Source organism: Corynebacterium sp. HMSC074C01 (assembly GCF_001814605.1).
GTDB lineage: Bacteria > Actinomycetota > Actinomycetes > Mycobacteriales > Mycobacteriaceae > Corynebacterium.
This window is the reverse complement of the sequence record NZ_KV817297.1, coordinates 90,695-115,079: the sequence shown is the minus strand read 5'-3', so window position 1 is coordinate 115,079 and position 24,385 is coordinate 90,695. Positions and strand designations below refer to the sequence as shown.

At 60.3% G+C, this 24,385-nt stretch carries 22 protein-coding genes and 1 pseudogene; 7 read left to right on the top strand and 16 right to left on the bottom strand.

Annotated elements, in window-relative coordinates:
- Positions 1 to 3 precede the first annotated feature (3 nt).
- A complete protein-coding gene (locus HMPREF2978_RS09875; RefSeq protein WP_070524935.1) occupies positions 4 to 579 on the top strand; it encodes a hypothetical protein in 576 nt (191 codons plus the stop codon).
- A gap of 5 nt (positions 580 to 584) precedes the next feature.
- On the opposite strand, the gene HMPREF2978_RS09870 is transcribed toward HMPREF2978_RS09875, so the two are convergent.
- From HMPREF2978_RS09870 to HMPREF2978_RS09830, 9 genes are all read right to left on the bottom strand, one after another.
- Positions 585 to 1,769, bottom strand: a complete 1,185-nt coding sequence (locus HMPREF2978_RS09870) for an N-acetylmuramoyl-L-alanine amidase (RefSeq protein WP_070524933.1) — start codon at positions 1,767 to 1,769, stop codon at positions 585 to 587.
- Positions 1,770 to 1,834: 65 nt separating this feature from the next.
- Entirely contained in the window at positions 1,835 to 2,158 is a 324-nt protein-coding gene (gene trxA, locus HMPREF2978_RS09865) for a thioredoxin (RefSeq protein WP_070444541.1), read from the bottom strand.
- A gap of 7 nt (positions 2,159 to 2,165) precedes the next feature.
- On the bottom strand, positions 2,166 to 3,092 hold the full coding sequence (trxB, locus tag HMPREF2978_RS09860) for a thioredoxin-disulfide reductase (RefSeq protein ID WP_010188061.1): 927 nt from the start codon (positions 3,090 to 3,092) through the stop codon (positions 2,166 to 2,168).
- A 54-nt stretch (positions 3,093 to 3,146) separates the two neighbouring features.
- Entirely contained in the window at positions 3,147 to 3,689 is a 543-nt protein-coding gene (locus HMPREF2978_RS09855; protein ID WP_070745328.1) for a sigma-70 family RNA polymerase sigma factor, read from the bottom strand.
- A gap of 139 nt (positions 3,690 to 3,828) precedes the next feature.
- On the bottom strand, positions 3,829 to 6,357 hold the full coding sequence (gene pepN / locus HMPREF2978_RS09850; RefSeq protein WP_070745325.1) for an aminopeptidase N: 2,529 nt from the start codon (positions 6,355 to 6,357) through the stop codon (positions 3,829 to 3,831).
- 163 nt (positions 6,358 to 6,520) lie between these two features.
- Positions 6,521 to 7,054, bottom strand: coding sequence for a YceI family protein (locus tag HMPREF2978_RS09845; RefSeq protein WP_010188054.1), 534 nt, complete (start codon positions 7,052 to 7,054; stop codon positions 6,521 to 6,523).
- Between the two features lie 220 nt (positions 7,055 to 7,274).
- Complete coding sequence (gene murJ / locus HMPREF2978_RS09840) at positions 7,275 to 10,517, bottom strand: murein biosynthesis integral membrane protein MurJ (RefSeq protein ID WP_070745322.1); 3,243 nt, start codon at positions 10,515 to 10,517, stop codon at positions 7,275 to 7,277.
- Positions 10,518 to 10,525: 8 nt separating this feature from the next.
- Entirely contained in the window at positions 10,526 to 12,667 is a 2,142-nt protein-coding gene (locus HMPREF2978_RS09835) for a hypothetical protein (protein WP_070745319.1), read from the bottom strand.
- Complete coding sequence (locus tag HMPREF2978_RS09830) at positions 12,664 to 13,266, bottom strand: NUDIX hydrolase (protein WP_010188049.1); 603 nt, start codon at positions 13,264 to 13,266, stop codon at positions 12,664 to 12,666. Before HMPREF2978_RS09830 ends, HMPREF2978_RS09835 begins: the two co-directional genes overlap by 4 nt.
- 28 nt (positions 13,267 to 13,294) lie before the next feature.
- Between HMPREF2978_RS09830 and HMPREF2978_RS09825 the strand changes: the two genes are divergently transcribed.
- The 4 genes and pseudogenes from HMPREF2978_RS09825 to HMPREF2978_RS09810 all read left to right on the top strand — a co-directional run bounded on the left by HMPREF2978_RS09825 (position 13,295) and on the right by HMPREF2978_RS09810 (position 16,400).
- Positions 13,295 to 14,728: a CCA tRNA nucleotidyltransferase gene (locus tag HMPREF2978_RS09825; protein WP_070524923.1), complete on the top strand. Its 1,434-nt coding sequence runs from the start codon at positions 13,295 to 13,297 to the stop codon at positions 14,726 to 14,728.
- Between the two features lie 2 nt (positions 14,729 to 14,730).
- Entirely contained in the window at positions 14,731 to 15,330 is a 600-nt protein-coding gene (locus HMPREF2978_RS09820; protein ID WP_070524921.1) for a YqgE/AlgH family protein, read from the top strand.
- Between the two features lie 35 nt (positions 15,331 to 15,365).
- Positions 15,366 to 16,083, top strand: a pseudogene (locus HMPREF2978_RS09815) (AzlC family ABC transporter permease).
- Complete coding sequence (locus HMPREF2978_RS09810) at positions 16,068 to 16,400, top strand: branched-chain amino acid transporter permease (protein WP_070524917.1); 333 nt, start codon at positions 16,068 to 16,070, stop codon at positions 16,398 to 16,400. The pseudogene HMPREF2978_RS09815 and the gene HMPREF2978_RS09810 overlap by 16 nt, the downstream one beginning before the upstream one ends.
- Here HMPREF2978_RS09810 and HMPREF2978_RS09805 read toward each other — a convergent pair.
- The 5 genes from HMPREF2978_RS09805 to HMPREF2978_RS09785 all read right to left on the bottom strand — a co-directional run bounded on the left by HMPREF2978_RS09805 (position 16,397) and on the right by HMPREF2978_RS09785 (position 19,080).
- Positions 16,397 to 16,705: a hypothetical protein gene (locus tag HMPREF2978_RS09805; RefSeq protein WP_070524915.1), complete on the bottom strand. Its 309-nt coding sequence runs from the start codon at positions 16,703 to 16,705 to the stop codon at positions 16,397 to 16,399. The two genes, HMPREF2978_RS09810 and HMPREF2978_RS09805, sit on opposite strands and share 4 nt — an antisense overlap.
- 6 nt (positions 16,706 to 16,711) lie before the next feature.
- Positions 16,712 to 17,671 carry a bile acid:sodium symporter family protein gene (locus HMPREF2978_RS09800; protein ID WP_070524913.1) on the bottom strand — a complete coding sequence of 320 codons (960 nt, stop codon included), beginning with the start codon at positions 17,669 to 17,671 and terminating at the stop codon, positions 16,712 to 16,714.
- Between the two features lie 75 nt (positions 17,672 to 17,746).
- Positions 17,747 to 18,118 (bottom strand): Rieske (2Fe-2S) protein, encoded by a 372-nt coding sequence (locus HMPREF2978_RS09795; protein ID WP_070745316.1) that lies wholly within the window; start codon positions 18,116 to 18,118, stop codon positions 17,747 to 17,749.
- A gap of 51 nt (positions 18,119 to 18,169) precedes the next feature.
- Complete coding sequence (locus tag HMPREF2978_RS09790; protein ID WP_143342286.1) at positions 18,170 to 18,502, bottom strand: hypothetical protein; 333 nt, start codon at positions 18,500 to 18,502, stop codon at positions 18,170 to 18,172.
- A 113-nt stretch (positions 18,503 to 18,615) separates the two neighbouring features.
- A complete protein-coding gene (locus HMPREF2978_RS09785; RefSeq protein ID WP_070524908.1) occupies positions 18,616 to 19,080 on the bottom strand; it encodes an SdpI family protein in 465 nt (154 codons plus the stop codon).
- A gap of 157 nt (positions 19,081 to 19,237) precedes the next feature.
- Here HMPREF2978_RS09785 and HMPREF2978_RS09780 point away from each other — a divergent pair, with 157 nt between their 5' ends.
- Both HMPREF2978_RS09780 and HMPREF2978_RS09775 read left to right on the top strand, forming a co-directional pair.
- A complete protein-coding gene (locus HMPREF2978_RS09780) occupies positions 19,238 to 20,473 on the top strand; it encodes a dicarboxylate/amino acid:cation symporter (protein WP_070745313.1) in 1,236 nt (411 codons plus the stop codon).
- Between the two features lie 440 nt (positions 20,474 to 20,913).
- Entirely contained in the window at positions 20,914 to 22,032 is a 1,119-nt protein-coding gene (locus HMPREF2978_RS09775) for an HNH endonuclease signature motif containing protein (RefSeq protein WP_246818763.1), read from the top strand.
- Positions 22,033 to 22,310: 278 nt separating this feature from the next.
- On the opposite strand, the gene trpA is transcribed toward HMPREF2978_RS09775, so the two are convergent.
- Positions 22,311 to 23,141 carry a tryptophan synthase subunit alpha gene (gene trpA, locus HMPREF2978_RS09770; RefSeq protein ID WP_070745310.1) on the bottom strand — a complete coding sequence of 277 codons (831 nt, stop codon included), beginning with the start codon at positions 23,139 to 23,141 and terminating at the stop codon, positions 22,311 to 22,313.
- Entirely contained in the window at positions 23,141 to 24,355 is a 1,215-nt protein-coding gene (gene trpB, locus HMPREF2978_RS09765) for a tryptophan synthase subunit beta (RefSeq protein ID WP_070745307.1), read from the bottom strand. The genes trpA and trpB overlap by 1 nt, the downstream gene beginning before the upstream one ends.
- Between the last annotated feature and the right edge of the window lie 30 nt (positions 24,356 to 24,385).

The window sequence follows — 24,385 nt, the reverse complement described above, 5'->3', positions numbered from 1 at the left end:
ACTATGTTCGTTCAGGCCGTCAAGGAAGGCATTGCCATCAATCCCTTGGCGGCCCGATCCATCTTCTGGGAGCTGAAGACCACGGTCGCTGATCCGGCCTTTGAGAAAGAAGCATGGATCAGCGCTACTCTGCTGCGCTGCGGCGAATGCGGCTTCACCGTGAGCGATGAAGCTACCGTCTTCTTCTGCCCACCTGACCTTGCCCCCGGTGCCGCGAAACTGCCCACCTCTCCTGTCTCGGAGGATGCTGTGCTCGTGTCCTCGCTGTTCGTGAAGTCGCACCGTGCGGCGAAGGGCCTGGAGGCGGTGCTTCTCGACGCCACCATTATGCACCTCACCTCCCGCGAAGCCAGCGCCGTCGAAGCTTTTGGCTACCGAGATGCCCAAGCCGCAGAAGATCTTCTGCGGGACAAACCCGGCCGCATCGGCCTTTTACCTGTGGAAACGTTGGAATCCGCCGGGTTCATGGTGGTGCGCGATCACCCCATTACGCCGCGCTTGCGCCTTGAGCTGCCCCCTGCCTTCGACCTGCTGACGGCCGCTGCAGTCGAAGACCTCCTCGCCCGTGCCCTAGCCTAGGCCTGTTAAGAAGAGCGCTCGGCGCGCAGCAGCTCGTCGAAGCGGTAGGTGCCGGTCACGGCGGTGTCATCGTCGAGGAGGTACAGGCGTTTGACGGAGACAACGATGGCCTCGGCGATGTCATCGCGGCGATCCGGGTTGGTCAGAATAGCCACGTCCTTCGGGCTGGTCAGGTACCCCAGAACCACTTGGACGACCGGCATTTGCGTCAGACGTAGCAGCGCCCACGTGCGGCCGTGGTTGCGGCAGTTACCCAGTTCGGTACGGGCAACAATCTCACGCTGGATGAAGCCGGAGAGCGTTTCCCCGATGAGGGAAGAATTGCCGGACTCCGAACCGAAGTAGAAGGTGGCCACACCATTGGCCTTCTCTGTGGGGTACTCGTCGCAGGCGAGCGAAATGACCAAGTCAGCACCAAAGGCATTGGCAATATCGGCGCGATCGTGGATGGAGGGATCATCGGTACGCGGGCGGGAGATGATGGTCTCCATGCCGGCGGCAATCATGCGGCCAGCAACTCGCTCAGCCAAATCCCAGAGGATCTCTTCCTCAGTGATGTCACCAAAGCGGCCCTTGACCGTACGGCCCTTGTTGAAACCGCCCAAGCTGGGATCGATGACAACGCGCTTGCCGGCCAATTGGGGCCCCGCATTGCGGACGCGCTCACGTTCCTGGATGTTGTGCGCTGAGCCGCCGGTGATGCGCCGACCCAAAAGGTTCAACGCGTTGATGGTCTCCGGGCCACAAATTCCGTCACTGCGCAGCCCAGAGTTCAACTGGTACTCCGCCAGCGCCGCATAGGTGCGGGCGCCAAAATGGCCGTCGATGCGTTCCTGGTAGAAGCCGAGCTCCTGGAGTTGTTGCTGCAGCTGGGAAACATCATCGCCCACCTGCACGTTGCCTGGCTCATAGGCCAGAACGCGAGCGCCCAGCGTGTAGGAAGCCTGGCGCAGCTCGCGCAGAGTGAGGTCATCGATATCGCCGCTGGGCACGATGCCACGCGATTGCTGGAAGGCCTTAAGAACCTCCGCTAGCTCGGCGTCAAAGTGCTTATCGGCTTCGGAGTACTTCTGCTTCCTCCAGTCGGACAAGGTCCCCTGGTAGTCAGTCATCAGGCCGAGGCGGGCAAGGGTTGCGCGTGCTTCGGCGACCCGAACGCTCTGGTCACCTACACGTAAAACGCGGTTCACACCTACCCCTTTCGTGATCAAGGAGGCGCACTACAGTGCGCCAACAACGAGTTAAAGAATACCAGTTAGAGCTGTTTCTTTACCTGCGCCACGATGTCGGCCTTGGAACGCAAGCCAACGAACTCATCGACCTTCTCGCCGTCCTTGAAAATCAGCACAGATGGGATGGACATGATCTGGAACATGGCACCCAAAGTGCGTTCTTCATCCACGTTGACCTTGACTACGGAGACGTCCTCACCGAGTTCTTCGGCGACCTCCTCAAGGATCGGGGACAGCTTCTTACACGGACCACACCATTCGGCCCAGAAGTCCACGACGACTGGCTTGCCTGCCTCTACGACGTCAGCGCGGAAGGAATCAGTAGTGACGTTTTTAATGTTGCTCATGTGATTACTAACGGTTCTCAGCGAGGAAATGTTCCGCATCAATGGCCGCGCGGCAGCCGGAGCCCGCAGCGGTGATGGCCTGCTGGTAGTGGTCATCCACCAAGTCACCACAGGCAAAGACACCTGGCAGCGAGGTCTTGGTGGAGGGCTGCTCCACCACCACGTAGCCAGCCTCATCGGTCTCTACCTGGCCGTTTAGGAAGCCAGAGCGCGGATCGTGGCCAATGGCCACGAACATGGCGGTTAGGTCCAGCTCGCTGGTCTCACCGGTCAGCACGTTCTTGACCTCGAGAGCACCGACCTTGCCGTCCTTTTCCAAAACGCGCTCGACGGTGGTGTTGGTCAGCCACTTGATTTTTGGGTTCTCCTTGGCGCGTTCCAGCATGATCTTGGAGGCGCGGAAGTTCTCCGAGCGGTGAATAATGGTGACGGTCTCGGCGAACTTGGTGAGGAAGGTGGCCTCCTCCATGGCGGAATCGCCGCCGCCGACGACGGCAATGTTGTGGTCCTTGAAGAAGAAGCCATCGCAGGTGGCACACGCGGACACGCCGCGGCCAGTTAGCTCCGATTCGCCCGGAATACCCAGGTAGCGCGGAGCGGCACCGGTAGCGAGGATGACAGCACGGGCTTCATAAACCTCGTCGCCCACATGCAGCTTCTTCACCTCACCTTCGAGCTCGACGGAATCTACAACTTCCATGCGCAGGTCGGCACCGAAGCGGATGGCTTGGGCGCGCATCTCTTCCATGAGCTCAGGGCCCATGATTCCCTTCTGGAAGCCCGGGTAATTCTCTACCTCGGTGGTGTTCATGAGTTCGCCACCGTATTCAAAGCCCTCGAAGACGATGGGATTGAGTTCGGCGCGTGCTGCGTAGAGCGCTGCGGTATAGCCGGCAGGGCCGGAGCCGACGATGGCGACATCGTGGATAGTCACTAAAAACTCCCTTGTAACGATAATTTTTAAGTAAGACTCAGATTCTACTCGCCCTCAGTCTATCGCCGCACGCAACACTTGCCGAGCTCGAGCTCGCCGTGACTTCACCGTCCCAGGCGCCACGCCTTGTACCTTAGCCACCGTATCGATGGGATAGCCTGCAACATCGGTGAGGTAGAGCGCCTCGCGCTGGTCCTGGCGCAAGGTTTCCATCGCTTGGGCCACCGTGATGCGTTCCGCCAGGTTTTCGCTAGGGTTGTGCGCGAGCGCATAGTTGCGGTCATCCTCAATGATCTCTGCATCCAGGGAGGCGTTCTCTCGGTTCGAGCGGTGGTTGAGGAAGTCATAGCCGGAGTTCATCACCAGTCGGTGCAGCCATGTGCTCAGCGTGGCATCGTGCCGGTAGGAGGCCATATTGCAGCTGGCCTTGAGCAGGGCCTCCTGCACGATGTCCTGTGTATCATCATCGTTGCGCGTATAGCGCCGCGCCATGGCGGTCAGGCGCGCGCGGTGCTTTTCGACGATTGCTGAAAAGGCCTTGGTATCTCCGCCAATGAAGGCGTCGACGAGTTCACGATCGGTCGGCTGTGCTGACACTAAGAATCCCCCCGGAAACTTGAGCAATGACAAGTGGGTCAACACAGTCCCCCAGCCGAAGCTGACGGTTTGTGATTGTCCCCCCGTTAATGTGTCTGCGAGTTTACGGGAAGATTCTGCTGTCCGCTACGCGCCGCTTCTAACGTGCCGCGATCACTGCGCGGCACGCACGCACGCGTTGCGCGCGACGCAGCGCATCCTGGCATTCCAGCAGCACGCGGCGAAGTGCACGCGGACGTTCACTGCTCAAGAAATCGCTGGTAGCGGCGTCGGCCATTGCGAGATCCGGGTAGAGCCCGCGGACGAGGCGGTTGGCAATCTCGATGGGGTGCTCCTCCCAGAGCTTCGCCAGAGAATCGAAATACTCCTGGGCGAAGGCCTCGGTGAGGTGGGCCGAGCGCGGCGCGTTGAACGCCGCGAGCAGGGAATCCACCTCCGCGTTAGAGTACTTGCCCGGCGTGCGCACGAGGTCGAAGACTTCGCGCTTGAGCTCGGCAGATGGGAAGGCGTGGGAGGCACCCAGGTACGCGGCGGCACCGGTGAGCGTGTTATCGTGCTCCTTCTCCGCCTCCAGCTCTTCGGTGCTGACGGCATCGCGGGCGGCCAGCGCGCGCAGGATGGCCCAGCGGATATCCGGGTCGAGGGCGAGGCCGTCCAGGGAGCCGTCGTACAGCGCACGCAGGCGCTGCGTGCCGGATTCCTCCGGGGTGGCGGCGAGCGCCTGGATGGCGGCGCGTGCGAAGGTGAGCTGCGCGTCGGAACCTGCCGGTGCCTGCTGCAGCACCTCCCAGAGGCGCTCGGCATAGTCGGCGCGAATCTCTTCGCGAACACCCTCGCTCACGAAGTGGTCGATGGCATAGCGGGCATTGGCAAAGGCCGTGGTCAGAAGCGTCGGGTTGGACTCCGCCGGGGCATGGTTGAGCACCGTGTCCAGGTAGGAGCGTACGGGCCACTCGCCATCGCGGGTGAGGTTCCACAGGGAAGTCCAGATGACCGCGCGGGAAAGCTCATCCGGAACCGCAGACAGGCGCGTGCGGATGGTCTCCAAGGAGGTCTCGTCGAAGCGGACCTTGGCGTAGGTGTGGTCGCCGTCGTTCAGCAGGAGCAATGCCGGCGCCTGAAGTCCAGATGCCTCGTCGAGGATGGTGCGCTCGCCCTCCAGATCGACGTCGAGGGTGGCGTATTTGTTCAGGGAGTTGTCGAATAACGTCACGTTGAGGCGGTGCGGGCGCGTGGTGTCCTCGGCCTCGACCGCGATGGCGAGCTCGTGAATCTTGTCTCCGTCTGCGTGCAACTCCGGGGTCAGTGTATCCGGGCCCCACGTGCGCAGCCAGGCGGTGGACCAGGCGTCGAGATCGCGGTCGGTGTGCTTCTTCAGCGCCTTGAGAAGGTCGTCGAAGGTGGCGGCAGCAAAGGCGTGCTCCTGGAAGTAGTCGCGCGCGCCGGCGTAGAAGTTCTCCCGGCCCACGTAGTGCACCAGCTGCTTGAGCACCGCCGCACCCTTGGCATAAGTGATGCCGTCGAAGTTCTGGCGTGCGGCATCCACGTCCGGGATCTCGGCCTTGATCGGGTGCGTGGTGGGCAGCTGATCCTGCAGGTAGGCCCAGTTCTTGCGCTGGCCAGCGAAGTTTACCCACGCCTCGGTGTACTCGGTGGCGTGCACGGAGGAATCCGCGCCCATGAATTCCGCGAAGGACTCCTTGAGCCACAGGTCATCCCACCACTGCGGGGTGACCAGGTCACCGAACCACATGTGCGACATCTCGTGCAGGATGGTGTTCGTGCGCCCGGCATGCTGCGCGCGGGTGGCGGCAGAACGGAAGAGGTAGTGCTCCGTAAAGGTCACGAGGCCGGGGTTCTCCATGGCGCCCAGGTTGTACTCCGGAACGAAGATGGAATCGTACTTGCCCCACGGGTACGGGTAGCCAAAACTGCTGTGGAAGAAGTCCATGCCTTGTGCTGTGACCTGCAGGATTTCATCATCCAGGTATTCAGCCATGGAGGCGCGGGCAAAGGCGCGCAGCTCCACTTCCAAGGAGCCATCGGGTGCGGTCCAGGTGCTGTGCTTCTCGACGTACGGCCCCGCCGCAAACGCCGTCAAATACGTCGACAGCAGAGGGGTCGGCGCGAAGTGTGCCACTTCCCCGCCCTCAGTCTTCTCGCGGCCAACCTCCGGTTGATTGCTGAGCAGCTGCCAGCCCTGAGGGCCGGTGAGGTGTACCGCGTAGCTGGCCTTGAGATCCGGCTGGTCAAAGCAGGGGAAGATGCGGCGGGCATCGGATGGCTCGAGGTGCGAGTAGAGGTACGTAGTGTCATCGGCCTGGTCGTGCATGCGGTGCAGGCCCTGGCCGGTGCGGGAGTAATAGGAGGAGCCGGTGATCTCCACGGTGAGCTCCTCTCCCACTGGAAGATCCCGCAGGTAGACCCGTCCGCCGTCGAAGGTGTTCTCCACCTCCTCGCCGTTGACGCGCACTGCGTGCACGGCCTTGCCCAAGTAATCCACGAAGGTCTCGGGCTCGGTGGTGGTGAACGTGATACGCGAGGTGACCTCGTAAGAATCGGCGTCGGTGGGCGCGCTCGTGACGTCGAGGTGCAGCTCGTAGGTGCTCAGGCGCAGCGCGGCGCTGCGGGCGGTAGCTTCTGCATGGGTGAGGTTTGCGGTAGTCATGCGCTACATCTTAAACGTCGCTGCGGTGCGTATCACATGCCGGTCACTCAAAGTTGTTTCAAACAACTCCGCAACAAAAAAGCCGTTGCCCGCAGTACCAAAATGGGCACTACGGGCAACAACTAAGAACTACTTCCTACGAATAGGTTTCGCGCTTTATGGCTTACTGCTTGATGGCAGAAACCTCGAGCTCGATCTTGATCTCCTCGGAGACCAGCACGCCGCCGGTCTTCAGCGGAGCGTTGAAGTCGATACCGAAGTCGAGGCGGTTAATGGAGGTCTTAGCCTCAAAGCCCAAGCGGGTGTTGCCGAAGGGATCCTCGGCCACGCCGGCTTCGTCAACCTTGAAGTCGACGGACTTAGTGGTGCCCTTGATGGTGAGGTCACCAGTGACGGTGCCCTCGCCTGCCTCGTTAACGTCGAACTTGGTCGCGGTGAAGGTCATCTCCGGGAACTTCTCAACGTCGAAGAAGTCCTCGCCCTTCACGTGTGCATCGCGATCAGCGTTCTTGGTGTCGATGGATGCGGTCTTCACCGTGGCGGTGGCGGCGGAGTCAGCAATGTTCTCCCCTACGGTTAGGGTGCCTTCGAACTCGTTGAAGTTGCCGCGCACCTTGGTGATCATGGCGTGGCGTGCGACGAAGCCAATAGTGGTGTGTGCTGCGTCCAGTGCGTAGGTTCCTGCGGTGATAGTCATGGTTTCCTCGTTTCTTCTAGGTTTCTCTAGGTTGTTGACGTGACAACAATAATTATACGCTCCTTCTCTTATCTGTCAAGGGAGGAAATCGCAAGAACAATAAAGCCCCAGACCTGCAACCCGAAACCTGGGTGGGCGTCGTCAAGCGCGTTGCACGTCTGAGTCAGCGAGCCCAGGTAGTTTCGGGTTTCAGGTCTGGGGATGTGTGTGAGGCAGTGCGTTAGTTGGTGGGGATGCCCACCAGTGTGGCCTCCTTCAGAGTGACAGAACCGGACTTGGGCATGTCGGTGAAGATGATCAGGGCGCCGTCGAAAGCCACCGACTTCTCCTTGAGCTCGATGTCTTGGCGTGCGCTCGTCAGGGTGCCGTGTGCGAGCTCGGTCAGCGTCGCGGCTTTAGGGTTCGTGGGATCGAAGTCCTTGGTATTGACGCCATAAACCTCATACTTCGCGCCGGTGGACTTGCTCTGTTGCAGCGGAAGCGCGTGAAGTTGCGTGGGCTTGTCAATGCTGAGCAGGAGGCCGGTGTCTGCTTCCTTCGTGGACCAGGAGCCGGATACCTCCTTGCCTTCTGGGACGGAGGTGGTCTTTACGTCCTTGAAGAGCACCGGCGGCACGTTGGGGAAGGTCGTTTCCGTCGTGGATTCGCTCTTCGTCACCACTGGGGAAGTCTTTTCATTACCCACCTGGGAGAGAATCCACACGCTGAGTGCGGCCATCGCCACGACGAAGAGGGTGGCGAGTACGCCGAGCACGATGATGCCGGAGCCAGAGTAACCGCGGCCGCCGAAGCCCGGTGCAGGGCTCGGGTCCTCCTTGCGCGGGGTCTCCTCCACCGGTACCTGGAGGGTTTCCTCGCCGTCCTCGCCATCGCCGGCGAAGGCCGCCAAGCGGTGGGCGATGTCCTCGAGGTCGGAGTCCTCACCCTCTTCAGCGTCGGTAGCGATCTCCTGCAGCACCTCCGGTGTTGGGCTGGTGGACTCCACCAGGAGCGAGATTGCGGAGGCCAACGCTGAGCGGTCAGTTTCCTCATCGTTGCTGTGCAGTACCGCGGGGAAGGCCAGCGTGGCAATGCCCTCGGTGGAGATGCGGATGCGGTTGCGGTTTTCAATGCCCAGCACGAGACCTGCCGCGTGGGCGGCGGCCGTGGTGCGCACCAGCGGTGCCAAGGCATGGGCGACGGCGCGGGGATCGAGGTCCTCATCCTCCGAGACCGTCTTCAGGGGCGTGCCCTCCACCCAATCCGCCACGACGAGGCAGCCCTGGCGGTAGGACAGGATATCGATGTTCTTCGCCATGGCATCCAGCTCCATCTCCGCCAAGCGGCGCGTGGAGCGGGATACCTCCGCGGAGCGGCGGGCAGCCACGGCCGGGGTGGCCGGTGCCATCGGAGCTTCGCCCGTGGTGTCCACGAAGGTCAGAGATACGAGGCGTCCAGTTGCTTGCTCGCGGGCCTTCCAGAAGCGGGTACCCGGTGCGGAGCCATAGTCCTTGAGGAGGCGGAAGCGACCGTCGGAGACTGGGGCACCCGGAACCAGGCGCGGGCCGCGCACGATACCGGCAGACATTGGCGGCGGCACCGGCGAGGAGTTGAAGGCATCCACGCTGAAGATGGGCTGGAACTCCAGCTGCTCCGGGGCTTCGACCTCGATAGCCTCTGCATGCTCGATCTTGATGAAGCGGGACATGCCCGGAATACGCTGCAGCTGGCGGCCCAGGTTGATGACTTCCGGCAGGCCCGAACGCGAGAGCACGATGCCGGTCACGATCACGAACACTAGGCCCACGACGGCTAGCTTCAGCAGGTGTACGAAGGGCGGTAGCTCTTCCGGCAGCACCAGGTTTATGGCGTAGTTGATGACGAAGGCCACGAGGAGGCCCACGAGGGAGGCCAGCACTGACCAGATAGTCGTCGCGATAACCGCCCGGCCGCCCAGGCTGCCCAGCTTGCGCTTAAGCAGGAAGCCGCCGATCACCGCGCCGGCCACGAAGCCGAAGCCGTTGGCCGTACCCAGCAGGATGACCACGCGCTCCGGGGAGTCCGCAACGTGCGGGGCCAGCAGGGAAAGCACCACCTTGGTCAGCGTGATGCCGGCGATAATAAACGTCGGCGTCCACGCTTCCTCACGGGCGTAGAAGACGCGCAGGTGCAGCAGCACGAGGGCGTAGGGGATGAGGGTAAAGGCGGAGAAGCTCAACGTGAGGCCGAGCAGCTCGGCCGCGTCGGCGTCGAAGGCGCCGTACTGGAAGAGGCCGCGGGCGATCGGGATGCCGAAGCCCGTCATAAAGATGACGATCGGGATCAGGGCGATAAACGTCAGCTTTGTGCCGAGCGTGAGATCCCGGACCACGGCCTTGACGTCACCGTCCGCGGCGTTGCGGGACAGGCGCGGCATAATTGCCGTCAGCAGGGTAACGCCGATGACGCCATAGGGCACCTGCAAAAGCAGCCAGGCCTGCTGGTAGGTAAAGGGCGCGCCTTTATCCGCATGCGCCGCCACGCGGGAGGTGATGACGTAACCCAACTGGGAAATCGCCACATAGGCCACGATTGCCATGGCCATGCCGCCGAACTGCTTGAGGCGGTCATCCAAGCCCCAGAGCGGCTTGAGGTTAATGCCCGCCTTCTTAAGATAAGGGAAGAGGATGAGACATTGCACCACCACGCCCGCCGTGGTGCCCAGCGCAAGGAGCAGCACGTGCCTGTCCGTAATCGGCGAGGGCGCATCGGGATGCAGACTGCCCGGCACCAGCTGGTAGGCCACCAGCACCGAAATCGAGATGATGTTGTTGACCACCGGTGCCCACGCGCCCGGCCCGAAGATGTTCTTGGTGTTGAGCACCGCTTGGAAGAGCGCGAAAAGCCCGTAGAAGAAGATCTGCGGCAGCAGCAAGTAGGCAAACGAGGTTGCCTGCACGGCATTGACCTCGCCGTCTTCTGGCAACATCATGCGCGTTAACTGCGGGGCAAAAATACAGGAAAGCACCGTGATCGTGGCCAACAGGGAGAAGGCCAGTGTGAAGAGGCGCCGGACAAAGTCCTCGCCGCGGTCGGCATCTTCCTTCTCTGCGCGCACCAGCACCGGAACCACGAGGGAGGTCAGCACCGCACCCAGCACGATCTCCGTGATGAGGTTGGGCAGCTGGTTCGCCGTGGTAAAGGCGGAGGAAATGGCCGGGCCAAGCGAAGAGCCGATGAGCACGTTGCGAATGAATCCCGTGATACGGGAAATCAACGTGGCGATAGCCATGGAGCCGGTCGCGCGGACGACGGCGCCGTCGGAGTTCTTCTCGCCGGCGGACTCACTCGGGGCCGAGGCAGCCTTGCCCTTCAGTCCCGAACGGTCCTCGAGTTCGTCGTCGACAGCAACAACGCCGCTCGGCGCGCGCTTTTCCGGGACCGGTGCCGGCGGCGAGGGCGTGACAATGCGTCGACGGGCACCAGACATAGGTTCATGTGTCATAGAGAAAACTATCCGTGAGACTTCTTTTTCTTCCGCTTACCCAGCCGGAACAGTGCAGCTAGGACGAGGGCGAGCGCGGCGATCGCGCCGACTCCATAGACGCTAACGATACCGGCACGCGTCTGCACCGTGATGTCGATTGGATCCGAAATCAGGTGCTCAGATGGTGTTGCTAGCCACAGGCGCAGCGACATCTGGTCAGCATTGCTGGGCAGGTCAGCGGTCATGGACACGGTAATGGATCCCTTGGCCGGGATGTGAATCATGTTCTGCGTGTTCAACGTGGCGCCGTCGGGGGCGTCATAAGCCAAGTGGGCGTCGACAGGCAGCGGCAGGCCGTTTTCTGCCACGATGAGCAGCGGCGATGACTCTGAGACGCGGGTATACACGTTGCCCGGTGGGATGAGAGATACGGAGGCGCGGAGCTCGCGAAGCATATCCGCGTTCTTCTCCAGCCGGGAGCGGCTCTGCGTCACCGAAGTCGGAAAACCGTGCAGACTGGAGCGGCCCGTCGCGCTGAGCGCTGTGAGCAGATCGTGGCGCAGGGGCGCCGTGAAGTCGTAGCGCGTCATGGCAATATTGGGGTCGTTGACCATGATGGACATCAACTCGTCGGTATAGCGCGCCTGCTGTGTGACCTGTGTGATCTCGGCGTCGTGAAATGCTGAAGGGTCCGGGTAGGGGCTGCCGGGACTCCCATTTCCCTCCTCCACCTCTAGCGTGGTAACGGGGCGAGGCTGGAGGCGCCCAGAATCGAGGAGCCGCTGCGCTGCTTCCATCACCGCACGTGCGGCGGCAGGGTCCTGGTAATTCGGCAGTTTGGCCACGGTCTCCTCTTGTGCAGACGCCACGCTTATCGACGCCCCCGCCGTCAGCGCCCTCGCCTGCTCCGAATCGATCGAGAAGTCGTAGCGCAGCTCCGGATTGGAGTACCCGGTGGTTTGCGGCTTCGACCCGGTTTGGGCCAAAAGGGCACCGAGGGAGGCATCAAAGGTGGCGGCCCTGCCGGCCCACTCGGAGTTATCCGCCACCAACAGAGGGACGGGCATCGCATGCTCGCTCGTCCCAGAGGCAGGTGCGGTGAGCTGCGTGCTGAGCGGGGCACCGAGGATGCGCTCGATGGTGTCGGCGCCTTGCTCGACGGCCTCGTGGGTGAGCCACTCGTTGCCCACTTTGGCTACGGCGTCGGTGTCTGCGTTGGCCCAAGGCAGAAGCATGCGGCAGTCTACCTTTTTGAGCTTCTCCAGCCACGCGGCGGCGTCTCGGGCACCCGCGCCGGGCGTGCCACGATCGGAATCGGCGCTGCTGAACCAGGAATCGCGCAGGCGTGTGGGGTGTTTGGCTGTGGAGGGGCGTGTCTCGTTGACGGTGTAGCCGGCGGACATGCGGTCGGCGGCGTTGACAAGCGCGGGGTCCAAGGCCATACAGCCGGAACCGTGCAGATCATGCTGCAGGTATGCATCGAGCAGCTGATCGAGCCGCCCGCCCGGGGAGAGCTGCTCAGCCAGCTGCTCGCTTTCCAGGATGAGCTCCTCGCCACCGGTATCCCCCGGCACCACATCTACCTCGGCGGTGACGGGATAGACCAAGGAAAAGGAATGCTCGCCCTCGTCTTCGGGAGCCGTTTCTTCTCCTTGGAAATCCAGGATTGTCCGCTCCTCCGCGAAACTGGCAGCCTGGCCGTCGCGGGTGCCGGTGAGCGTGAACAGGAGCGGGTAGGCGCCAGGTTCCGTGATGGCGAGCGTGGAGTCCTCGCCCAATGCGGTGGGAACTTCCACGGTCAGCTCGCGGCTCTCCCCCGGTTCAAGCTTTCCTGCGCTGAGTGTCGCCCCATAATAAGGAAAGGATCCCGCAGCGAGCTCTTGGCGGGCCTGGGTGGTGGAGTTCACGGCAGTGCTGCGCCTGGAGGTTATCTGCAAGTCATCAACGGCGCTCTCGGTTGGGTTGTGGATGCGCAGTTGTAGCTTGAGCGTCTCCCCTACCCGCGCCTCCGTTGCGCTGAGCAGGCTGAGCTCCAGCTCGTCGGGACCGCGGGAGCCGAGCCAATAGTGGGAGTCAGTGATCCCAGTTTCGGGAGTTTGTGCCTGGGCCACGGGGACGGCGCAGCCCACCGCCAGCGCCGCGATGGCCGCCGCTGCGCGCCACCTCACCGTGGGGTCGCCTTTCCTGCGGCAGCTTCCTTTCGCGCGAGATCCGGGAGGAGGTCGTGGGCAATGCGAGCCAGCTTGCGTTCGTCCGCATAGGCCAAGTGCTCGATGAGCTCGGAGACCGGGATCCAGGACACCTCCGTGACCTCGGGATCCTCGTCATTCATGATGCCGTCCACGAAACGCAGCAGGTGGTGGTGCACGGTCTTGTGAATGCGCACGCCATCGGAGACGAACCAATAATCAATCATGCCGAGGTCTGCGAAGACCTTGCCGTGGATTCCCGTCTCCTCCCAGACCTCGCGCTCAGCGGTGAGCTCCTTGGCTTCGCCATTTTCCACATGCCCCTTCGGCATGGACCACAGCAGGCGCCCGCGGCGGTCCAACCTGCCGATGAGCGCCACATAGATCTGGGACAGGTCTACGTTGCCGTCTTCGTCGACGGCCTCCGCCAATCCGGACACGACGAGTCCGCCGGCGGAGGTCTCATCCCGCGTGGTCATGCGGTTGGTGGACGTGCGCTGGGGGCGTCCCGTGCGGTGGTTCCGGTGGCCCGCGCCCCGCCGGCGGCGGCGTTTGGACCCTGGCGTGTTCTTAGTCATCCCTGCTAATCGTAGTAGACTTCGATCCGTGAATTTTCAGGACACTCAGCTAATCGGCGTTCTTGCCCGCGCGGACGCTACCGTCAGCCGGCTCAGTGGCCTCTTAAGCGGCCTGGTGGAGCGCTTTGCGCTTCACGACGCCCCCCTCTACCTCGTTGGCGGCTCCGTCCGCGATGCCCTACTTGGCCGTTTGGGCAACGATCTCGACTTCACCACTCCGGCTCGGCCCGATGTGGTCTATTCCATTCTCGAAGAGTGGGCGGAGACCGTGTGGGATACCGGCATTGACTTCGGCACGGTTTCGGCGGCCTATAAGGGCCAGCAGATTGAGATCACGACTTTCCGCTCAGATAGCTATGACGGGCAGTCCCGCAACCCCGAGGTCATGTACGGCGATACCCTCGAGGGTGATCTCGTGCGCCGCGATTTCAAGGTCAATGCCATGGCCATCGAGCTGCGGCCGGACGGCACCCGTGAATTCCACGATCCGATGGGTGGCCTCGACGACCTAGCGAACCGCATTCTCGATACCCCGGATGCTCCGGAGATTTCTTTCCACGATGATCCCCTCCGCATGCTTCGTGCTGCGCGGTTTGCGGCGCAGTTGGAGTTTGAGGTCGCCCAGCGCGTGCGCGATGCCATGAAGGACATGGCCGCTGAAATCCAGCGCATCACCGTGGAGCGCGTGCAGGTGGAGCTCAACAAGCTCATCTGCGGCGTCGCGCCGTGGAAGGGTATTGACCTGCTCGTTGACTCCGGTATTGCGGACTATGTGTTTCCGGAGATCCCGGCATTGCGCATGGCCCCTGACGAGCACGCGCAGCACAAGGACGTGTACGCGCACTCGCTCACCGTGTTGCGCCAGGCCATGGACCAGGAAGAGGACGGTCCCGACCTGATTCTGCGGTGGGCGGCGCTGCTCCATGACATTGGCAAGCCGGATACCCGTGACACTACCGACGGCAAGGTCAGCTTCCACCACCACGAAGTCGTGGGTGCGAAGCTCACCCGCAAGCGTCTGCGCAAGCTGAAATTCCCCAAGGCAACGACGGAGGACATCGGCCAGCTGGTCTACCTGCACATGCGTTTCCACGGTTTCGGCGATGGCCAGTGGACCGATTCCGCCGTGCGCCGCTATGTCACCGATGCCGGTGATCTCCTCCCGCGCCTGCACAAGCTTGTGCGCGCCGATTGCACTACCCGTAATGAGCGCAAGGCCCGCCGCCTGCAGCGCACCTACGATCAGCTGGAGGAACGCATCGCGGATATCGCCGCCAAGGAGGATCTCGCTCGCGTACGTCCCGATCTCGACGGCAACGAGATTATGGAGATACTCGGCCTTGAGCCCGGTCCCGAGGTGGGCAAGGCCTGGTCTTACCTCAAGGAGCTGCGCCTCGAGGAAGGCCCTCTGGAGCGCGAAGTTGCTATTGCGAAGCTGCGCGAGTGGTGGAATTCTAGATAGGGATGTACGCAGACAGACTCTTCAACGCCCTTGAGCGCAACGATCCCGCCCCTGGCCAGCTTCTCGTGGCGGCTCCCGACGTCCTTGCGCCCCATTACAATCGCTCCGTCATCCTCATCACCGAACAGCATGCTGGGCGTACCTATGGCGTGGACCTGACTAAACGCTCCGAAGTCGCCGTTTTCAACGTCATGCCGGAGTGGCTACCCGTTGTGGCTAAGCCGCAGGCTCTTTATATCGGTGGTCCGCACGACCAGCAGGCGGCCATTGGTGTGGCGTTGACCAAGCAGGGCGTCGACATCGAGAAGCAGCCTTCGTTGAGCCGTCTCGCCCCGCGCGTGGCTCTCGTCGATCTGCGCGTCGGTCCGGATGCCGTCACCGAATTAGTGGAGGGCATGCGCCTTTTTGCCGGGCATTTCGAGTGGGGACCGGGCGAACTCGATGAGGAAATCGATCGCGGTGAGTGGTACGTGGCCCCCGCTCTGCCCCAAGACGTGGTCTCCTCCGGATCGACAGACACGTGGTCAGACGTCATGCGCCGCCAAGCCATGCCCCTGCCGTTGTTTGCCACCTTCCCGCGCTATATCGATGAAGATAATTAGAGTTCCTCTTCACCCTCTGCGCTAACATCTCTGCCATGCGTGCGGAGATCATCAAGGCAATACGGACCTGCATGCCCATCGCCGTGGGGGTGGTGCCGCTGGGCCTCGCCTTCGGCGTGCTCATGGTTCAGACCGGTTTCGACTGGTGGTGGACCCCCATCTTTTCCATCGTTATTTACGCCGGCTCGATGGAATTCCTCGCCATTTCCATGGTGACCGGTGGCGTGACGCCCGCCGTTTCCGCGCTGACGGGTTTCATGGTGAACTTCCGCCACATCTTCTATGGGTTGACCTTTCCACGCGATGAGATTCGGAATCGTTTCGGCCGCGCCTATTCCACGTACGCGCTGACCGACGAATCCTATGCCGTCCTCTCCGCCCTTCCCCGCGGTTCGCGCCCGAGCGGTGCATTTGTCTTCACCGTGCAGCTTTTCTGCCAGGTGCTGTGGGTTGTTTCGGGCATCATTGGTGCGCTGGCCGGCCAGGCTATTCCGCCCTCGGTGAAGGGCCTGGATTTCGCCCTCGTCGCCTTGTTCATCGTCCTGGCGATTGACCTCCTTCCAGAACAACAAGGACTACTCGCTTCCCCTGTCCGCGGCGGTCCTGGGCGTCCTCGCGGGATTCCTTTTCCCCGATCAGCTACTCATGGTGGCGCTGAGTGCCTACTTCCTGCTCTTGGTGGTGCGCTACTTTTCCCCGCGTATCGATAGCGCGATGATTCTACGGAGGGAGCCGTCTTGCCAGTCGGAGTAACCCTAGGGAGCATCCTCGCAGTTTTGATTCCTGTGGGGGTAGTGACCGTTCTTTTGCGTTGGCTGCCTTTCGGATTCGTCAAAGCGCTTAAAGGAAGCCAGTTCATCAGCATGCTGGGGTTCACTATGCCCGTGGGTGTGATGACTGTTCTGGTGGTCTATACCTTGTTTAGTCAGACTCAAGACACGGGAAGCGTGGTGGCTCCCCTCGTCGGTGCAGCGGCTACTGCCGTGCTGCACCTCTGGCGCCGCAATTCCGGCTTGTCCATCTTTGGTGGAACGGCCGTGTACATGGTGTTGGTGAACTTGGTGCTTTAAAAGTCGCCGTACAGGGCGATGGCCTCTGTCCACAGGGAGTGGAACTGGAAGGCGTCGATAAGCTCGGCGTCGATGTCGGGGAACTTATCGTAGGTATCGGGGTGTGGCACTACTTGCTGGGGGATGTTGGCATCACCCACGGAGGCGGTCGGGGTTGCGGCGCCGACGATGGCGTCATTCGGCGCGAGCGCGATCATGCGCAGCATCGAGCAGGCTTCCCCGTTAATCTCCTCAAGTTCTGCGATATGGATGGCGGTGCCGACCTCTGGGACAGTCATGGTGGTGCGAACGTAAAGCTTTTTCATGTGCTCTCACTCTACCCGCGCGTAGCGAGCCGCCATAGACGCGCAAATCATAAGCTGCACTTGGTGGTAGATCATGAGCGGGAGGATGAGCAGCCCCAGAGAGGTACCGCCAGAGGCAAAGATGACCGATGCCATGGGAAGGCCCGTGGCCAAGGACTTTTTCGAACCGCAGAACTGGATGGCGATGGTGTCTTCTCGGTCGAAGCCCAGCTTTCTGCTCACCACTTTGGTCAGCCAGAGCATGAAGAAGACGAACACAGTTGAGAATGCAATCTGGAAAAGGATCTGCCAGACGCTAATCGACGCCCATATCCCGTCCACCATTCCCTTTGAAAAGGCGGCATACACCACCATCGCGATGGAGCCGCGGTCTACTACTTTCGTGGCTTTACTGGCTGCGAAATTCCCTACCCATTTTCTAGTAAGTTGGCCGAGCACGAAGGGAAGGAGCAGGAGGATTGAGATCTCAAGGAATACTGAGCCATCGATGTGGATCCCGTCGCCGGCACCCATGAGCGCCATGACCAGTAGGGGCGTGAGGAAGACGCCGGCCAGATTCGATGCGGACGCGGAGACAATTGCGCCGGGAACGTTTCCGCGGGCGATTGACGTGAAGGCCACCGAAGACTGCACTGTGGACGGCACGAGCGTCAGGTAAAGGATTCCCAAGTAGAGGTCGGTCGGGATGAAGGAGGTGAGTGGCCGGAGAACAAGGCCGATGACTGGGTAAACCACGAAGGTGAATACCAGAATGGTCAGGTGAAGCTTCCAATGCTTGATGCCGTTGATGGCTTCGCGCGTTGAGAGTCGCGCGCCGTAGAGGAAGAAGAGGAGAGCGATTCCGATGTTGGTGAGGACATCGAAGCTTTCCGCAAAACTCCCCCGCGCGGGGAAAACGATCGCGAGCGTGACGGCGCAGAGGATGAGGACAATGAGGGGGTCGAGTCTTTTTAGGCGCTCAAGCATATAAGAGAGTGTAGACCCGCACCCACTGTTTCACGTGAAACACCGCTTTAGCCTCGTGAGGCCGCGGGGATTGTCCTAGGCGGTGACGTTCTTGATTGTTCCGCCGTTGGTTTCCACGCCATATTCCGTGAGCGGCTTGGGGCTGGGGCCGCCGGTGACCTCGCCATTACTGAGATCAAAGCTGGAGTAGTGGCTCGTGCAGGTGGCGGTCATGCCCTCAATTTTCGTAATGAGGGAGCCCTGGTGCGGGCAAGTTTGCGAATATGCCTTGAATTCGCCCTGGGTAGGTTGTGCGAAGATCACCTTGTCCACAATGATGGCTGAGCCAACGGGGATTTCCGTGGCAGCGATCTCCGCCGAGGGCTCCTTGCCGCAAGCAGCGAGGTAAGCTCCGGCAAAGGTTGTGGCGGTACCAAGCAGGAAGAGGCGGCGCGAACACGTAGTCATGTGGTTTACTCTATCTGATTCCCCGCCTTTGGTGGGGACCGTGTTGAATTGCTAGCTGAGATTGCCATCCCACAAGGGCAGCTCTTCTTCCCTACTGCCGCTGAAATCGTAGGCGCCGTAGGTTGTGCCGACATCGCTATAGATGGTTCCAGCTACGTTGCGCACGCCGCGGCTATCGCCTGCGAACGCATAGGTCGCTCCCGCGCCAAGAATGGTGAAACTGAACGCAGCTGCAGCGATGATTTTAAGCGCGCGAATATTCTTCCTCTTGTTCATGGGATCCATGGTGCGCCGTCGATAGTGAACATTCACTGTGCCGCGCCATCCTTCCATTGAGTTGGTGCGTGGTTCCCAGTGCGGACACAGGATAATTAAAAAGGTCACGCCAACAGTAGAGTTTCCCACTGTTGGCGTGACCAAGTATTAATTTAGTTGTTACGAAATGGGGGAAACGTCATTACGCGTACCTATTACGTCACTGTGCCATAATGACAGTGCTAGTCATTGTTCACGTTGTCGGCACGTTCCGCAGCTGCGCGGGCCGCGGAGACGTCGACTGTCGGCGCTTCTCCCCCGCACCCGCCATCGCCGCAGTTGCAGGAATCACCACAACCCTCATCCTCCTTGTGTGCCTGGTCCCACAGGTAGGCTGCGCGGGCACCCATGTTGGAACCGATGGAGAGCGCGAGGATCGCTACGACGAACGTGAGTGCAGGAATCAGCCACATCCATCCCTCGGCGCGCAGTGCGATGATGCCGCCGAATACTAAAGCGACGCCGCCCAAGAACCAGAACGGGCCCGCGACAGCGTGGGCGTTATCCCAGGCTTCTTTAGATTTGCGGATCTCGGCCAGGCGTAAACCAACGACGCTATTTCCAGGAAGCTTACGGAGCGTGGCAAGGCCGCCGACGATAATAAGTACCGCGGCCAAGATGAGGAAAATGATTCCGACTACGAGCATGCCCCTTAGTCTATCCCGCTTCCTAGCTGGCGAGAAAGCCAGTTCAAATTATTCGCATCCTGCTGTATTATACATTTCGTGTCGCTTGGTAGATATTAATGTACTTATCATCGAGCGAGAAAACCGACGTGGTAGCAACCATAGAAAAGACTCAATCATGACATTTAAGAGTGTTCTCAACTCTCTGTTGTTCAAGATTATCGTCGCGATAGTTTTGGGCATCATCGTTAGCCAGTTTGCCCCAGAGTGGTTTGGCAGGGCTTTCGCCACATATAACGGCCTGTTCTCAAACTTCCTCGGCTTCTTCATCCCCATTCTTATTCTTGCGCTCGTGGCTCCGGCAATTGCCGGCCTCGGGCGGGGTGCCGGCAAGTGGCTGGGCATTACTGCAGGAATTGCCTATGGCTCAACCATCGTGGCGGGCCTTGTTGCGTATGGTCTGACCCAGGCCCTGTACCCCACTTTGCTGGCTGGGCAAACGCTCAATACCGAGGTATCCGACATCGATGCTGGTGCACTCGAGCCCTATTTCACTGTTGAGATGCCAGCACCATTTGAGGTGATGACGGCCCTACTTCTGTCCTTCTGCATTGGCGTGGCCATGACCACTGTGAAATCCGACAATCTCTATGCGATTACCAAGGAATTCGAAAACGTTGTCATCAAGGTGATCTGGGGCTTCGTTATCCCACTTCTGCCGATCTACATTTTCGGTATGTTCCTCTCGCTGGGCATGAACGGAAACATCGGCACGGTTCTGATCGCCTTCACGAAGGTACTCTTACTCGCAGTTGTGATGACCTTGGTTTACCTTGTGCTCCAATACGTCATTGCTGGTGCCATCGCAGGTAAGAATCCGTTCAGCGCTTTGAAGAACATGGCACCGGCCTACTTCACGGCGCTGGGTACATCCTCCTCGGCGGCTACGATTCCGGTTACCTTGGATGCCACTTTGAAGAATGGGATTTCCAAGCCTGTTGCTGGCTTCGTTATCCCCCTTTGCGCGACCATTCACCTCTCCGGTTCGATGATCAAGCTGACTCTATATGCCTTTGCGATCGTGTTCATGGCTGACGGTATGGAAGCTGATTTGGGTAAGGCTCTCGGATTCATTCTTCTTCTTGGCATTATGATGATCGCTGCCCCTGGCGTTCCGGGTGGTGCTGTGATGGTCGCTGTGGGTCTGTTGCAGGCCAATATGGGCTTCGATGATTCGATGGTGGCATTGATGATTGCTGCCTACATTGCCATCGACTCTGTTGGTACTGCTGCGAACGTTACTGGCGACGGCGCTATTGCGATGATCGTTGACCGCTTCGCACGGGACAAGATCGAAGGCTTGGAAGCTGAAGTTGACTCCTCTGCCGCCAACGAGGAGGCCGCCACAGCCTAAGTTTCACGTGAAACGCTGATAGCTTCCCTCTCCCCTAGCCCGCTTCACTTCGGTGGTCTATTTACCGAGACCAACCTTCTGGAACGCGGGCTCTGGGAGGGGGACTTTTGTTTGCCCGAATAGTTCCTTCGCTAGTTGCGCAACCGCCTTCCGTGACTGGGGAGCCCTCGGTGGAAAGATTTTAGTTAACCCTTGCGGGCTCTCGTTCGAACAGGTATTCTATAGGTGGGCGTGGGGACGTCATTGTTCGGCTAGTTTAGGGGGTGCAACTACCCATGGGAACCACAACAAACTCTTCAACGTCAATACCTACCGCGTACTTCTCTCACTCAAACCCGCACGATCCTGATTGCAAGGCGGGCCAACTGATGCGGAGAATAGAGTACGAGTTTTGGTCCAGTGTCCAACCACCGCTCGATGCAGACTCAGGTACTGCCTTCATGCGCATTGGGCAAAAGACAGGAAAGTCTCTTGCCCATGTGGCGCGGAATGTTATGGGACTCATTCGTCTCAATGAGTTGCCGAAGGTAAAGGCTTTGCAAGACGCTGAGTTCTTGCTTGACATGCAGGCCTTGGTCGCTATCGATCAAGTAATGGCAAAGCTCGGAAACCCTATTTCATCAGTTGTTGCCGAGATTGATAGTCAATTGGCGGCGTGGTTAACGCCGACTAAGCCGAACCAACTTTTCCCAAGCGCAGATAAGATCCGGCGCAAGGTGCGTGACATTGCGAAGGTCTTAGATGATTCAATCGCCTTCCGAGACAGTCGGAGGAAGAATCGCTACTCGCTCCTCACTCGCGGAGAGCGTGCCTCGATTGAACTTGAGGTAGACAGCAATGTCGGCATCGTCATCCACGAAACCATCAAGTTGGCCGCTAAAGAGCACGACGTCTCAATGGCGGATGCCTTGATCCTCCTCATTACGGGCAAAATCAAACCTGAGGTAGGAAAGGTGGTCGTGCATGAATACAAAGCCACGGATGTGGAAGGAGCCCCAGTTTACGTCCAAGGACATGGATGGGCCGGCGAAGGAGTCCCGGCGTCGAAGACAGTGGCGCGCGACTTTAGTGATGCTCCAGAACCGTGCAAGGGTTACCAGCCTTCAGATGTCACACGAAAGTATGTCGAGGGGCGCGACGGGACTTGTCGCGCCCCCGGCTGTAATCGTCCAGCATGGACTTGCCAATTGGACCATCGGATCAACTATTCCGATGGTGGCCAGACGCATGCATCCAATTTGGTTGCTCTTTGCCAGCACCACCACAACATGAAAACTGATGGGCGGGCCTTCTATATCCTAGACCCAGTTACCGGTGACGTTGTGTGGTTGTTTGAGGACGGAACCTGGGCGGTGACCGAGGCAACTGGCCCCCTGGCTCCGGCGTCAAAGGTGTGGGCGCGAACCATTGCGGAGGATGTCATTTCTCACCGTCGGAAGATGCACGAAGAAGCAAAAGCCTTGAAGGTGGAGCTGGACGGCGGTGAAATGGTCGAAATATTCGACAGGACGGACCCAGCAGATCGTTACTCGAGTGGGCACGAGGATATCCCCTTCTAGGGGTCTAGGGTCGGAAGTTGTTAGGAACGCACGGGGAAGTGAGGAGGCATCTGGAGGGACATGGATTAGGCTCCACGGGTTGTTACCTATTTCGACGTCGGTAGTCATCAGGTTAGCGCACGCGGACAGTGCGTAGTTTCACGTGAAACGGCCCCTTCCATCGCGATGCGCGGCGGCGGACGACGTGATGGAAGAGGCCGAGGTGAGTTGACTAGTCTGGGGCGCTCCTAGTCATGGTTGCCCGAAAAGGCGTCCAGAAGGGTGCCTAGAAAGCTTGTTTAGGATTCCGCATGTTTGGTAGCGGCCTTCATCTTGGAGACAAAGTCGGTGACCGCAGTGGCGAGCCCGTCGGCGGGGCGGCCTTCTTCGTCGAGGTGGGCGTCGACAATCTTCGTTAAAGCGGAACCGGTGATTGCACCAGCTGCGCCGGCGGCGATTGCGTCGGCGACGTGCTGAGGCGTCGAGATACCGAACCCAAGAAGAATCGGCGCTCCACCGAAGCGCTTCACGTTATTCACCACTTCATCGAGCCCGCGGGTTTCTGACTCCTTCTCGGTGCCAGTGACGCCGTCGCGCGAGATAGCGTAGATATATCCCTTGGAGTACTGAGCCACTCCCTGGAGAGTCTGTTCAGATGCTTGAGCCGGGGCGATAAAGATTGGGTCAATTCCGGCTTTTTCGGCGGCGGCGACGAAAGGTGCGCCTTCGCGAACGGGGACGTCGGGAAGCAAGATGCTATCGGCACCCGCTTCCTGGAACTCGGAGTAGAAGGTCTCTAGCCCGCGAGTGAAGGGAACGTTTCCGTAGATGAGCATGCCGATTGGTAGGTCGGGGAATTCGCTTCGGATGCGGCGGATTTGTTCGATCGCGGAGTCGACCGTCGCGCCGCCTGCAAGTGCGCGGATATGGGAGGCCTGAATGGTGGGGCCGTCGGCGACCGGATCGGAGAAGGGGACGCCGAGCTCGAGCGCATCGGCACCACCGGCGACAGCGGCGCGAACAATGGCGAGAGCGGTGTCTGGGCTGGGATCGCTCAGCATGATGAAGGGGACAAATGCCCCTTCCTTGCGGGCGGCGAGGCTGGAGAAAAGTTTCTCGTAGCGGCTCATTACTTGTCCTCCGTGATCTGGAATTCGGGGTGCGCGTCGAGGGTGCGGCGAACGTGGTCGATGTCCTTGTCACCGCGGCCAGAAAGGGAAACGAGAATGGTGATGTCCTCATCTTTGCGCTTGAGTGCATAGGCAAGGGCATGCGAGGATTCGAGAGCTGGGATGATGCCCTCCCGGCGGCTGAGAATCTGGAAGGCTTCGAGTGCTTCGGCGTCGGTGATGCCGACATAAGTGGCTCGGCCGGTCTGTGCGAGGTGGGCGTGTTGTGGGCCTACACCCGGGTAGTCGAGGCCGGCAGAAATAGAATAGGATTCCTCAACTTGCCCGTCAGCATTGCGCATGAGGTAGGAGCGGGCACCGTGGAGGATGCCAATGGTGCCGTTGTTGATCGTGGCGCCATGGTGGCCGGAGTCTAGGCCCTCTCCCCCAGGCTCGGCACCGACGAGTTCGACTGATTCCTCGTCGATGAAATCCGCAAACATGCCAATGGCATTGGAGCCGCCGCCGACGCAGGCGACGACCACGTCGGGGAGCCCGCCAGTGCCCTCCAGCATTTGGGCCTTGGCTTCTTCAGAAATGACTTTGTGGAATTCTCGAACAATCGTCGGGAAGGGGTGAGGGCCGGCCGCGGTGCCTAGGAGGTAGTGAGACTCGTGGAACGTCGCGGTCCAGTCACGGAGAGCTTCGTTGACAGCATCCTTGAGGGTTCCTGAGCCGGAATCCACGGGCACCACCTTGGCGCCCATGAGTTCCATGCGGTAGACATTGGGCTGCTGCCTCTCGACATCCTTTGCGCCCATGTAGATCACGCAGTCGAGGTCAAGCAGCGCACAAGCGAGGGCGGTCGCCGTGCCATGCTGGCCGGCGCCGGTCTCCGCGATAATACGGGTCTTGCCCATTCGCTTGGCCAAGAGCGCTTGGCCGACTACCTGGTTGGTCTTGTGAGCGCCGCCGTGCACGAGGTCCTCACGCTTAAGGAAGATGCGTGCCTTTCCGCCAAGCTTGGTCGCTTCGGTGAGAGGCGTAGGGCGGCCCAGATAGTCCCGTAGGTAGCCGGCAAGTTCCTCGCGGAAGGCCGGATCATTCTGGGCGTCGACAAAGGCTTGCTCGAGCTGGTCGAGTGCTGGAATGAGTGATTCGGGAACAAATTGTCCGCCAAACTCACCGAAGTAGGCGGGAAGAATGGTCTCCCTGGTGTTCTGATCGTTGGTCATGATTGTCCTTTTGTCTCGGGCTGTTGCTAG

Coding starts and splice junctions, on each gene's coding strand:
- HMPREF2978_RS09875 (WP_070524935.1), top strand. CDS start 4: ATGTTCGTTCAGGCCGTCAAGGAAGGCATTGCCATCAATCCCTTGGCG.
- trxA (WP_070444541.1), bottom strand. CDS start 2,158: ATGAGCAACATTAAAAACGTCACTACTGATTCCTTCCGCGCTGACGTC.
- pepN (WP_070745325.1), bottom strand. CDS start 6,357: ATGACTACCGCAAACCTCACCCATGCAGAAGCTACCGCCCGCAGCGCC.
- HMPREF2978_RS09845 (WP_010188054.1), bottom strand. CDS start 7,054: ATGACTATCACCGCAGGAACCTACGCACTGGACGCAGCACACACCACT.
- murJ (WP_070745322.1), bottom strand. CDS start 10,517: ATGACACATGAACCTATGTCTGGTGCCCGTCGACGCATTGTCACGCCC.
- HMPREF2978_RS09830 (WP_010188049.1), bottom strand. CDS start 13,266: ATGACTAAGAACACGCCAGGGTCCAAACGCCGCCGCCGGCGGGGCGCG.
- HMPREF2978_RS09820 (WP_070524921.1), top strand. CDS start 14,731: ATGTACGCAGACAGACTCTTCAACGCCCTTGAGCGCAACGATCCCGCC.
- HMPREF2978_RS09805 (WP_070524915.1), bottom strand. CDS start 16,705: ATGAAAAAGCTTTACGTTCGCACCACCATGACTGTCCCAGAGGTCGGC.
- HMPREF2978_RS09800 (WP_070524913.1), bottom strand. CDS start 17,671: ATGCTTGAGCGCCTAAAAAGACTCGACCCCCTCATTGTCCTCATCCTC.
- HMPREF2978_RS09795 (WP_070745316.1), bottom strand. CDS start 18,118: ATGACTACGTGTTCGCGCCGCCTCTTCCTGCTTGGTACCGCCACAACC.
- HMPREF2978_RS09785 (WP_070524908.1), bottom strand. CDS start 19,080: ATGCTCGTAGTCGGAATCATTTTCCTCATCTTGGCCGCGGTACTTATT.
- HMPREF2978_RS09780 (WP_070745313.1), top strand. CDS start 19,238: ATGACATTTAAGAGTGTTCTCAACTCTCTGTTGTTCAAGATTATCGTC.
- HMPREF2978_RS09775 (WP_246818763.1), top strand. CDS start 20,914: ATGCGCATTGGGCAAAAGACAGGAAAGTCTCTTGCCCATGTGGCGCGG.
- trpA (WP_070745310.1), bottom strand. CDS start 23,141: ATGAGCCGCTACGAGAAACTTTTCTCCAGCCTCGCCGCCCGCAAGGAA.
- trpB (WP_070745307.1), bottom strand. CDS start 24,355: ATGACCAACGATCAGAACACCAGGGAGACCATTCTTCCCGCCTACTTC.